An 11,351-nucleotide genomic window follows, 5' to 3' on the forward strand; every position below is an offset into this window, starting at 1 on the left:
ACTAATGAACTAATTCTTTAAATCGATTTCTTTTAAGTTTTCAATTCTGTTTCGTATTAAAAAGTCATCAATCGTTTCAAAATGTTCGATTACTCTTTTTTCTTTAAACTCAAATACCTTTTGGGATAGCCCTTGTAAAAAATCCCTGTCGTGAGATACCAATATTAAGGTACCATCAAATGCCAGTAAGGCTTCTTTTAAAACATCTTTAGACTTTAAATCCAAGTGGTTGGTAGGTTCATCCAAAATAAGAACATTAACTGGTTCTAGCAGTAATTTTACCATTGCCAGCCTTGTTTTTTCTCCACCAGATAATACACTTACTTTTTTATCGATATCGTCTCCCCCAAACATAAACTGTCCTAAAATGTTTTTAATCTGGGTTCTAACATCTCCTTCTGCCACCTCATCTACAGTCTGAAAAATAGTAAGATCGGGATCTAACAAAGATGCCTGATTTTGCGCAAAGTATCCTACTTTGGCATTATGACCAAGCTCGCAACTGCCTTCAAAATCAATTTCTCCCATAATAGCCTTTATCATGGTAGATTTTCCTTCGCCATTACGACCAACAAAAGATACCTTCTCCCCTCTTGCAATCGCCATATTTGCATTTTTAAATACCACATGATCGCCATAGCTTTTGGACAGGTCTTTTGCGATCACAGGATAATCGCCAGATCGCATCGATGGCGGAAACCTAAGTTTTAACGACGAAGTATCGATTTCATCAATTTCGATGATCTCTAATTTTTCTAGCATTCGCTCTCGAGAGTTTACCTGATTCGTTTTAGAATACGTACCCTTAAACCGCTCTATAAAATCTTTGGTTTCGGTAATAAATTTTTGCTGCTCCTGATATGCTTTTATCTGGTGGGCTCTTCTGTCCTCTCGCAATTGCAGGTAATGTGAATAATTGGCTTTATAATCATAAATACGCCCCATCGTTACCTCGATAGTACGATTGGTGATATTATCGATAAACGTTTTATCGTGCGAAATTACAATTACTGCTTTGGCTTTGTTTAACAAAAAATCTTCCAGCCAAATAACCGACTCTATATCTACGTGGTTGGTAGGCTCATCCAAAAGGATTAAATCTGGTTTTTGCAACAGGATTTTTGCCAGTTCGATACGCATTCTCCATCCCCCACTAAACTCGCTGGTGGATCTGGTAAAATCTTCTCGTTTAAACCCTAATCCCTGCAATGCTTTTTCTACCTCTGCATCATAGTTTATCTCTTCTATAGAATAAAATTTTTCGCCCAGATCGGTTACCTTTTCGATGATATCCATATACTCTTTGGATTCGTAATCGGTACGAGTCTCCAGAGCATGGTTTAAACGATCCATCTCCTGTTTCATTTCAAAAACATGGCTAAAAGCTTTGGATGCCTCTTCAAATACGGTACAGTTATCATCGGTTAATAAATGCTGTGGCAGGTATGCAATCACAGCTTCTTTAGGATACCTAATATGACCTCTGGTAGCTTTTTGTACGCCAGCTATGATCTTCATCATAGTAGATTTTCCCGCTCCATTTTTGCCCATTAAAGCAATTTTATCATTCTCGTTAATTACAAAAGAAACGTTGCTAAACAAGGTTTCTCCACTGAACTCTACTGCAATGCTATCTACAGAAATCATATTTTTTATTTTAGAGCTGCAAAACTAAAAAAAAGAAGGACACTTTGGATAAAAAACAAAAAAACAGTTCTTGTATTTTGAGTAACGATCGATCGAACCTCAAATTTTGATATATCCACAGCAAAATTACCTGACTATCTTGCAAATCTAGTCCCTCGACCTACTACTCCAATGTCATTAAGTTAAGTTGTATCTTTTTGAGGATTAAACATCTGTGAAAGCAAAATACCTTTTTATTTCCATTATGGATTCCAGCCTTTAGTTTATCCTGAACTTGCTGAAGGGCTGGAATGACAAGCAGAAAGCATTGTGTTTTGGTTATTTTGTCATTCCGTTGAAGAACGGAATCCACCATCAACAAATTTTAAATCAATAGTTTAAACCCTTAACTTAATAACATTGCCCACAACCCCAAGTGGGTCTAATAAGAAAATCTTTTTAATTCTCTATACGGATTCCCGTAGCAGCACTCCTAAAAAGTAGAAGTACTTTAGAAGCTGTACAACTTGAAGGAGATTACTGTATTTTTAAGGATAGAGAGATATGAGTGACTTAGTGATTGTATAACGCTGTTGTAACCAATACGAGAAAAACCCGAACTGAAAATGACATTAGGATTAATAATTACAATTTTAGCTTTAGGAATTGCATTATTCATTGTACTAAATCAATGCAAAAAAATGAAAGCCAAACTAAATTCTGAAATCGAAAACAAGAATTCAGAACTCACTACAAAAATTGACGAAAACAACAAACTAAATTGTGATTTAGAAAGATTTAGTGGAATCGTATCCATCGAAAATGAAATTGAATTAAAGAATAATGAGTTTTCTGTAATTCAAGCAAATGCAACGGAATTGAATGATAAATTCATTAATGCAAAATCAATCTTTAAAGAATTAGAAAAAGACATTAAACTTTATCAAAATGATTTAGAATTTGTTGAACTTGGTATTTATGAACCGATTTTTGATTTAGATTCTTCAGAAAAATACAAAGAGAGAATTACACAAATTGTTACAAGACAAAAACAGTTAATAAAAGATGGAAATGCTTGTGTTTGTAAAACTGAATGGGTGGTCGGAAATAGCCGAAAACAAGGAGAAATAATGACCAGAAGATATATTAATTTGACTTTAAGAGCATTTAATGGAGAATGTGATGCATTAATATCAAAAGTCCGTTGGAATAATATTAAACGGTTTGAAGAACGAATAACAAAAGCTTTTAATGCAATTAACAAACTTGGACAATCAAATAATACTTTTATTACAGATGAATATTTAAAACTAAAATTGGATGAACTTCATTTGGTTTATGAGTTAGCACATAAAAAGTATCAAGAAAAGGAAGAAGCTAGAGCAATAAGAGAAGAACAAAGAGAAGAGGAAAGAGCACAACGAGAATTTGAAAAAGCGAGAAAGGATGCGGAAATGGAAGAAAAACATTTCCAAAAAGCATTAGAACGTGCGAAGAAGGATTTAGGTTTGGTAAGTGGAGAAAAGTTGGATGAATTGAATTCTCAAATCGTGCAGTTGGAACAGAATCTGAAAGATGCTCACGAAGCAAAAGAAAGAGCTATTTCAAGAGCGCAGGAAACAAAATCTGGACACGTTTACATAATTTCAAATCTTGGTTCATTCGGAGAAAATGTTTATAAAATAGGAATGACAAGAAGACTTGAACCAATGGATAGAGTTAAAGAATTAGGAGATGCTTCTGTTCCATTTACATTTGACTTACACGCAATGATTTTTTCAGAAAACGCACCCGAATTAGAGAACCTATTACACAAAGAATTTGATGATAGACGCATCAATAAAGTGAATTATAGAAAAGAGTATTTTAGAGTAACATTAGACGAAATCGAAAAAGTAATCATTGACAAGTATGAAAAAGAAGTTGAATTTATAAAAGTATTGGAAGCTCAACAATACAGACAAACAAAATCTATAATAAAGCAATTACAGCAATCTAAAGAGGTGCAAGCTGAAAGTGAGATGGAGAAATATCCAGACAGCTTGTTCTGATAAAGTATTGATTACAGTCGAATAGGAAAAGAGGTATTTCAGCCCTAAATCTCTCACAAAACCGTATCCATCGTCAAGCTTAGGACAGGTTTTAATTTTCGTAACAAGCAGTTCCTCAAATCGAAGTTTGCTCGTTATATAATTAGCCTATCAAATCCTTAACATTAACTCTATCTTTAACCAAGAAATAAGTATTTTCTTTATCTACTATGCTTTATACATTTACCTTTATAATGTATTTGACATAAAAAATCATAAAATGAAAATACCTAAAATAAAAGGAATAATGGACAGACGAATTCTTATCAACTATCAAGTGGATAAAGAAGTTCTAGAAAATTATTTACCAAAGCCTTTTACACCTAAGCTCATTAATGGAAAAGGTATTGCTGGTATATGCTTGATAAGGCTAAAAGAAATCAGACCGAAAGGATTCCCTAAACAAATTGGAATTTCGTCTGAGAACGGAGCTCATAGGATTGCGGTGGAATGGAACGAAAACGGAAAATTAAAAGAAGGAGTCTATATCCCAAGAAGAGATAGTTCTTCGAAACTTAACTCTTTCGCTGGAGGAGCTATTTTCCCTGGGATTCATCATCTTGCTAAATTTACGGTTAGTGAATCCAACGGAAATTATAATGTAGCCTTTATTAGTAATGATGAAACCTATTTATCCATCGAGGCAAGTGAAACGAATAACTGGAATAAGGAAAGTGTATTTGAAAACTTGAATTGTGTTTCTGATTTTTTCGAAAATGGCGCAATTGGTTATTCTCCAGACAAAAATGACTTTGAGGGATTAGAACTCATAACTCATCATTGGAAGGTATCTCTTTTAGAGGTAAAAAAAGTTGAATCTAGTTTTTTTGAGAATACAGACATTTTCCCAAAAGGATCTGTAAAATTTGACAATGCTCTTTTGATGACAGATATTAAACACGAATGGCGTAAATTAAAAAAAATAAAAAGCCCCTAATCAAGTAGATGACTCTCTAAACCTTACAAAATCCATTAACAATCCATAACCTCGGAGTACCCTCACGAGGTATGTTTCCGAAAATATATTTTGTTTTCGAGGCAAGCCTTGGAGAATTAAACTCCACAATGTGAATTAAAAAATTGCACATTCAAAAACAATCCTTATAGTAACGTTTTTTAATATCTTCGACCTCAAGACCGAGAACTAAAAACTTAACTAAACGTTGTGGAGTACCTATTCTCAATTGACTCTTTTATGTTTCAAGTTAATTAATCCCCATCATTATCGGTCGGTGTAATAATGATAGATAAAGTACTTCCCACCTCGTTATTGAGGAGCATTACTAATTGTTTAATACTATTATAGGCTTCTTCTACTGGTTCTTTTTGCTCATCTACAGCTTTATGAAGAGGGATAGTTATCTGATTTAAAGTACCATATATGTTTTCGAATTGTGTTTTTATTCGATCATTAATCTCACTGTTCTTGGTAATGAATGCCACATTATCAGAAATCCCCAATCCTGTAGTATTGAAATATGTATTCTCTATAGCTTGAAGATTGTTTCTAATCAAATCTAATGAAATTTCGCTTCTAACCGCTTGCAACAATTGAGTATTTGTAGTTGAAGATCCTTCTAAACCAGCAGGCTTACCTAGTTTTGTTTTTTTAATCGTTTCTACAACATTAAACAGCCCATTGTATAACATATTTAATGATCCTTGTAAACCCGTATCAGTATTATTTATGAAACTTTGCGCATAGTTTTCTCCATTATCATTCCATATTTTAGAAAGTCGGAGTACTTGCTGTTCTAAGTCATTAACTATAAGTTCTAAATAAGTTACTCTTCCTATGGTAGATTGAAACAGTATAACTATTTCTTTATTTGACATGTTATTTTCCGCAAATAATAGGTATTCAATACCTATTAACCCTTTAGATCTGGTACTAATTAACTCTATATTAAGTTCGGTATTATTTGCGATGGCATTATCAATATCTGGAGTAAAAGCAGGCCAATTAAAAATTAATTGGTGCATAAATAACTCTTTTGGCTTCCCTATATTAAAGGTGTATATATTGGCGTAAGACTCAGCTGCAATTTTCCATTGGTTTTGGGCGACTACTAATTTTTCTTCGGTAGGATCTCCTGTGAAATCAAAAATGCTTTGTTTTAATAGTATAGCTTCACTTTTAAAATTTTCTATTGAAGGTAAAATAATGTTAGAAGTAACATCAGATAACATTTGTTGTGAATCAAATGCTTCATTTTTTGAACTGTTATTATCATCACTATTGCAATTGGTTAGAATACATCCTAAAAACAAAATGATTCCGATTATTTTAAAAGGTTTATTCATATTATAAGGAATTAATAAAAGCTATAAGTTGTTCTCGTTGTTCTTTAGGTAAGTTTTTAAATTGAGTTACACTATTTTCTGCTTCTCCTCCATGCCACAAAATAGCTTCTTCAATATTTCTGGCTCGTCCATCATGTAAAAAAAATGTATGATTATTTACTGTTTCAATAAGTCCTATTCCCCACAAAGGTTGCGTTCTCCATTCTTTCCCGTTTGCATCAAAATCTGGACGATTATCCGCCAGAGCATCTCCCATATCGTGCAATAAAAAATCGGAGTATGGACTAAAAGTAACTCCTTCAATTAAAGGTGTTGCAGGAGATGAACCTGCTACAAAATTGGTTTTGTGACAAGAAATACATTGTAAATTATTAAACAATACTTTTCCATTAAGTACATTTTGATCTTGAAAATTTCTTCGAATAGGAACCCCAAGTGTTCTTTGATAAAACAATACCCTAGATAGTTGTAAATCTGTTACTTCTGGTTCTCCTCCATTGGGTGCTGAAATACAATTTTGCTGTACACTGGGACAATCATTTTCTTGAAATATAGAAGTAGTTAATCCCATATCACCATGAAAAGCTCCAGCTACTTGCAGTTCTAGCGTAGGTTGATTTGCTTTCCAGCCATATTTTCCAAGCTTTAAAGTGTTTTCCTTAGCGTCCCAAACTATATTAGGTTTCCCTGAGATTCCATCACCATCGACATCATTTTTATCTGCATTGGCTAAAATAGAAGCATCATCAAGTGCATCTATAAGTCCCATTCCTATAGTTTGCGTTCCTACTCTAGGAGAAGTTAGTACTCCTGTCAAAGAACCGAATTGTTCATCAAAAAACTCGTAAATAGGTTTTCTTAGATTGTATATTCCACCATCAGAATACTCACCTTCTATAATTTCATACCTTACTCTTACTTTGGCTTCGGAAAGGATTCCACTATTGGCTCGATCCTGAATTTGAGTTCCATAATTTGGTAACGGGTTTGGGCCTCCATTAGGATCACTACCTGGCAAGCTCACTCTCATTAAAAATCCAGTTGATCCTAATTCACTCTGTCCTATCAAAGGCATTCCTCTTCCATCTCTACTATGGCAACTCGAACAGGCTCTGCTATTGAAAGTGGGTCCTAGACCATCTCTTGCTGTTGTAGAAGCAGGTGCAGATACCCAAGCCTGGTTGAATAATGAATTTCCGATGCCAAAAATAATTTGATCTTCGTTAGATAAACCTGGAATTGCTCTTCCAAACGCATTAATACTTTGTGATTTTATGGTTAATTGACCCGTAAGAAGTTCCTCTCCCTCCTCATAAACTCCTTGGTTAAATGGTAATGGGTCTACGTAATCATCATTACTGCATCCTAAAATCAATACTAAAACGCATATTTTTAAAATAATTAAGGTCTTATGTTTGCTCTTTATCATCCTCATTCCCTAATAGATAAGAAAAGCCCTCACGCATTGACGAAAGGGGCTTTTTCAACTTTTCAAAACAAAAAATTCTATAGTTGTTATTGGCTAATTTTATAATGTAATATTCAATATTGAAGCCGAAGCACTTATTTCATTTGCTTGCGCTTTTAATGCATTAACAGCTGAGATAATAATTCCTCCAGAAGTCAATGTTTCTTCTTCTATAAGTTGGTCAAAACGTTTGGTATCTGTTATAGAACTAAGTATCGTATTAATTTTAGAAATTGATTCTTCAGAAGCGGTTTTTAATTTTTCTGCCTGATCAGGATCTTGTTCTTTTACCAAGTCATACAACGATGCTCCTGTGATCGATCCATATTGTCCAAAAATCACATTATTTACACCCAAGGCATTCGTGAAAATATCTCTGTGAGTATTGTCTGAAAAGCATGAATGTTCATCTTCCTGATTTTGTTCTACCGCTACAGCCATTCTTTCGGTTGATAATTCTTCACCAGTCATAAAGAAAATACCTGCGATCATATTTTTAAGTGCTTCCTCTTCTGGCAATCCTAAGAAAGCAGTTCTATAAGCACCACCTTCGTCCCAAGCATCTACTAATGATTTTAAATCTTTTACTAAAATATCAGTAACTATTTTTAAATACGTTCCTCTTCTATCTTGATTTGCATTAGTTCCTGATCCATCGGTTACATAATCTGTGTAGGGTCTTTGTCCAGCCATACCATTAGAAGGATCTGCAAAATCTTGTCCCCATAATAAAAATTCGATAGCATGATAGCCTGTACTAATATTTTTTTCAGGTACTCCATTACCTCCAGTTCCTTCATTAGCTCCAATTAAAGTAGCTTCATCAATAGTTACAGAAGTGTCATTTATAATCCCATCTGAGGTTACAGCACTATTTGAATCCGTAAAATCAACACGTACATAATCGATATAATTTTCATCTAGTGGCCATGCATTAATTTGTCCTTCAATTCCTCCGTTAGGTGTATCGATTGGCCCGTTAGATTCTCGATATGCTTCTGTTTGACCGTAAGGTTCTCTAGAAGCTAACCATGCATTTTTCACCTCATTAAAACCATTTTCTGTAGGATTGTCTACAAAACTATTGATAGCAGTTTGCATCTTTACAGAGCTGTCATAAGAATCTTTATAGGATTGATAAACAATATTAACATAGTTTCCTAAAACGGCTGATTTTGTTATTCCGTTAGAGTTATCTACAGTGTTATCATCGTCATCACTGCAACTAAATATTAATGAACAAGTAAGCACTAAAGCAAATATTGTTCTAAAAATGTTTTTCATGTTAGGTTTATTTAGACTAGTTATAATTAAGGAGACAAATGTAACCGTTGAAATATATTAAAACAAGTTTATTTAGATTAAATTTAAAATACTAAAAATAGTAAAGTTTAGAAGAAACGAAAAATGGATACCCTTATAACATCAGTTATATCAATGAAAAATTCAATAATTACATGTACTTTCTCTATATAACAATTTTATTCAAAAGATGTTTCCTCTACATTAAGGGTTGTATACATTGTGGTATGGATGTGATTGCATTTTATTAGTATTGTTGTTTTATTCCTAGGTTAATTTTATCTTTTATAGAATGAAAAATAAATACCCCATCTATTGAATTATGTTTTCTACACAAACTTGTTTGAACAAGTACAATAGATGGAAGTTAGCACTTACTTCTTCTATGATAATCAATACTCCATTGCTTTGTATCGGAATCATAATTATGCAAAGTTACACTAGTATCCATAAGCGTATTATCATCTATAGCATCTCCTTTTTTCACCATTTTTAATATGGCAGTGGCTGCTTTTTGGTAAGCTTCCAGGTTTAAAATTCCATTAGAAAAGTCAATTTTATTTAAGTAAAACTTGTTATTATCTGCGATGGATTGCGGAGTGAAAGCATAATAATAAACTGCCCTAGAACCTGTGTATCTTATTGTTTGGATGGATGGTATTGTTTTTAAAGCACGAGAGAACTCTAAGGTAATAATCCTTTACTAAGGATATCAAACTCATCTATGATGCACCAACCAAAGAAGCAGCAAAAGCAGCCCTGGATGATTTTGCACAAAAATGGGAAGCAAAATATTCTTATGCCATAAAAAGTTGGAGAGACAATTGGGAGGAGCTTACAGCTTTCTTTGAATTTCCACTAGAGATCAGAAAAATTATTTACACAACAAACCTTATTGAAAACCTGAATGGAAAAATCAGAAAGTATACCAAAAACAAATTATCATTCCCTACGGATCAAGCTGTGATGAAATCTGTATATTTGGCTACCAGAGAAGCAACCAAAAAATGGTCTATGCCAATCGCAAATTGGGGAATAATCCTTAATCAGTTCTTAACTATATATGAAAAAAGGGTAAGACTTTAAAAAAGAATTAAAAGTTTAACGGTATTAAATCAGATATTTGAACCACATAAAATCACCTTTGAAGAGTATTTTGATATTTCTAAAGAAAAATGTTTACCACCCTTGACATAGAGTTGTCACAAGAGCACCCTAAATTTGTAGCTTAATAAACAATAAGCAACAATGAAAAAATTTCCCTTTTACATTCTTTTTACATTTATACTACTCTCTTGCAAAACCCAAATACAAACAAATCAAGCTAAAACTATGAACACTCAAATTATTCAAGAATTGAAAATAATCGGAATTTCTATAAGAACAACTAATCAAAATGGACAATCTGCCAAAGATATAGAAGCAATATGGACAAAATTTTGGGGCGAAAAAATTCAAGAACAAATTCCGAACAAAGCAAATGATAATATTTATGCCGTTTACACAGATTATGAAACCGATTTTAATGGAGCATACACTACAATTATTGGGCTGCCTGTAAGTTCGTTAGAAGATATCCCTAGAGGTTTTGTTGGAATAACTATTGAAAAGGCAAAATATCAAAAGTTTGTTTCAAAAGGAAAAATGCCAGAAGCTGTTGTTAATACTTGGATGAAAATATGGGGAAATAAGGAACTGAACCAAGCACGAGCTTATAAAGCAGATTTTACTGTTCACGGAAAAAAATATTATGATGGAGACAATGCAGAGGTAGAAACTTTTATATCAGTAGATGAATAAAGCACATACGCCTAGTCGAGTAGGAAAAGGGGGATTTCACCCCTAAACCTCTCTCAGAACCGTACGTGAACCTCTCAATTCATACGGCTCTTATTATGTAGTCAATTGTTACGTTAATTGATAACCTAACTCCACTCGCTTCACCAGCCCTGAGCCTGTCGAAAGGTTCACTGCATACCTCACGGTAAACCAGCTTGCTACTTACTAATGGTTAAAGGCGTAACCCCTACCCATAAGGGACTTGCACCCTCTAGATTAATTATTTATCTTCGATAAATAATAGATGCCCATGCTGGGCACACACACCGTATAAAATTAATTGCTAGTGCAAGCCTACTTACGAAAATCCTTGCGGATTTTCTATTAGGTTTTTATTTGCTAACTTTAGTGCTTAAAACACGCCACTAATCATACGTGTGCCGAGAGTAACGAAGGGCTGAAAACGTTACGTAACTGTTAATAAGATGGTGGAACCGACCCACTGGTGTTGTTTTACAGGAGAGAACATCAAACCACTATAAGGTGCTTTGGTAAAGAGCCAAGGTATTGAGCGTTATAGAAAAGGTAATCCATGAGATTATCAGGTATGAATAAAGGAGATGAATACAAATGAACCTCTGATGAAGTGTCGAGAAAGTGCTACATTCTGTCAAAAGTGGTTTAAGTATGTGAACCATGATAAGTTTATCGGTTACCTGTTTACTGGCTAAGCGGCAGGCGTCATTTAGGAGGCATGACCTTTATTCGGGCTTATTTACGGA

At 33.8% G+C, this 11,351-nt stretch carries 8 protein-coding genes and 1 pseudogene; 4 read left to right on the plus strand and 5 right to left on the minus strand.

Going from position 1 to position 11,351, the window contains the following annotated elements:
* Nucleotides 1-9 precede the first annotated feature (9 nt).
* Nucleotides 10-1,647, minus strand: coding sequence for an ABC-F family ATP-binding cassette domain-containing protein (locus tag H527_RS0112305; RefSeq protein WP_027412993.1), 1,638 nt, complete (start codon nt 1,645-1,647; stop codon nt 10-12).
* Nucleotides 1,648-2,252: 605 nt separating this feature from the next.
* Between H527_RS0112305 and H527_RS22040 the strand changes: the two genes are divergently transcribed.
* Both H527_RS22040 and H527_RS0112315 read left to right on the plus strand, forming a co-directional pair.
* Complete coding sequence (locus H527_RS22040) at nt 2,253-3,677, plus strand: SNIPE associated domain-containing protein (RefSeq protein ID WP_035088089.1); 1,425 nt, start codon at nt 2,253-2,255, stop codon at nt 3,675-3,677.
* 259 nt (nt 3,678-3,936) lie between these two features.
* A complete protein-coding gene (locus tag H527_RS0112315; protein ID WP_027412994.1) occupies nt 3,937-4,653 on the plus strand; it encodes a DUF2071 domain-containing protein in 717 nt (238 codons plus the stop codon).
* A gap of 272 nt (nt 4,654-4,925) precedes the next feature.
* Here the strand turns inward: H527_RS0112315 and H527_RS0112320 are convergent, their stop codons facing one another.
* The 4 genes from H527_RS0112320 to H527_RS24700 all read right to left on the minus strand — a co-directional run bounded on the left by H527_RS0112320 (nt 4,926) and on the right by H527_RS24700 (nt 9,280).
* Nucleotides 4,926-6,020, minus strand: coding sequence for an imelysin family protein (locus H527_RS0112320; RefSeq protein WP_027412995.1), 1,095 nt, complete (start codon nt 6,018-6,020; stop codon nt 4,926-4,928).
* A gap of 1 nt (nt 6,021) precedes the next feature.
* Complete coding sequence (locus H527_RS0112325) at nt 6,022-7,449, minus strand: di-heme oxidoreductase family protein (RefSeq protein WP_051316750.1); 1,428 nt, start codon at nt 7,447-7,449, stop codon at nt 6,022-6,024.
* A 99-nt stretch (nt 7,450-7,548) separates the two neighbouring features.
* Nucleotides 7,549-8,772, minus strand: coding sequence for an imelysin family protein (locus H527_RS0112330; protein ID WP_027412997.1), 1,224 nt, complete (start codon nt 8,770-8,772; stop codon nt 7,549-7,551).
* Nucleotides 8,773-9,157: 385 nt separating this feature from the next.
* Complete coding sequence (locus tag H527_RS24700) at nt 9,158-9,280, minus strand: hypothetical protein (RefSeq protein ID WP_262891758.1); 123 nt, start codon at nt 9,278-9,280, stop codon at nt 9,158-9,160.
* Nucleotides 9,281-9,489: 209 nt separating this feature from the next.
* Between H527_RS24700 and H527_RS23550 the strand changes: the two are divergent.
* Together H527_RS23550 and H527_RS0112335 are read left to right on the plus strand one after the other, a co-directional pair.
* Nucleotides 9,490-9,876: pseudogene (locus H527_RS23550) on the plus strand (transposase); the annotation flags it as partial.
* 246 nt (nt 9,877-10,122) lie between these two features.
* Nucleotides 10,123-10,590: a GyrI-like domain-containing protein gene (locus H527_RS0112335; RefSeq protein ID WP_035088101.1), complete on the plus strand. Its 468-nt coding sequence runs from the start codon at nt 10,123-10,125 to the stop codon at nt 10,588-10,590.
* Nucleotides 10,591-11,351: the final 761 nt, after the last annotated feature.

It is taken from the genome of Aquimarina muelleri DSM 19832 (genome assembly GCF_000430665.1).
Taxonomy (GTDB): domain Bacteria; phylum Bacteroidota; class Bacteroidia; order Flavobacteriales; family Flavobacteriaceae; genus Aquimarina; species Aquimarina muelleri.

Bases quoted from the DNA above. Each gene is read 5' to 3' on its own strand.
- H527_RS0112305 (WP_027412993.1), bottom strand. From the start codon at position 1,647: ATGATTTCTGTAGATAGCATTGCAGTAGAGTTCAGTGGAGAAACCTTG.
- H527_RS22040 (WP_035088089.1), top strand. From the start codon at position 2,253: ATGACATTAGGATTAATAATTACAATTTTAGCTTTAGGAATTGCATTA.
- H527_RS0112315 (WP_027412994.1), top strand. From the start codon at position 3,937: ATGAAAATACCTAAAATAAAAGGAATAATGGACAGACGAATTCTTATC.
- H527_RS0112320 (WP_027412995.1), bottom strand. From the start codon at position 6,020: ATGAATAAACCTTTTAAAATAATCGGAATCATTTTGTTTTTAGGATGT.
- H527_RS0112325 (WP_051316750.1), bottom strand. From the start codon at position 7,449: ATGATAAAGAGCAAACATAAGACCTTAATTATTTTAAAAATATGCGTT.
- H527_RS0112330 (WP_027412997.1), bottom strand. From the start codon at position 8,772: ATGAAAAACATTTTTAGAACAATATTTGCTTTAGTGCTTACTTGTTCA.
- H527_RS24700 (WP_262891758.1), bottom strand. From the start codon at position 9,280: ATGGTGAAAAAAGGAGATGCTATAGATGATAATACGCTTATGGATACT.
- H527_RS0112335 (WP_035088101.1), top strand. From the start codon at position 10,123: ATGAACACTCAAATTATTCAAGAATTGAAAATAATCGGAATTTCTATA.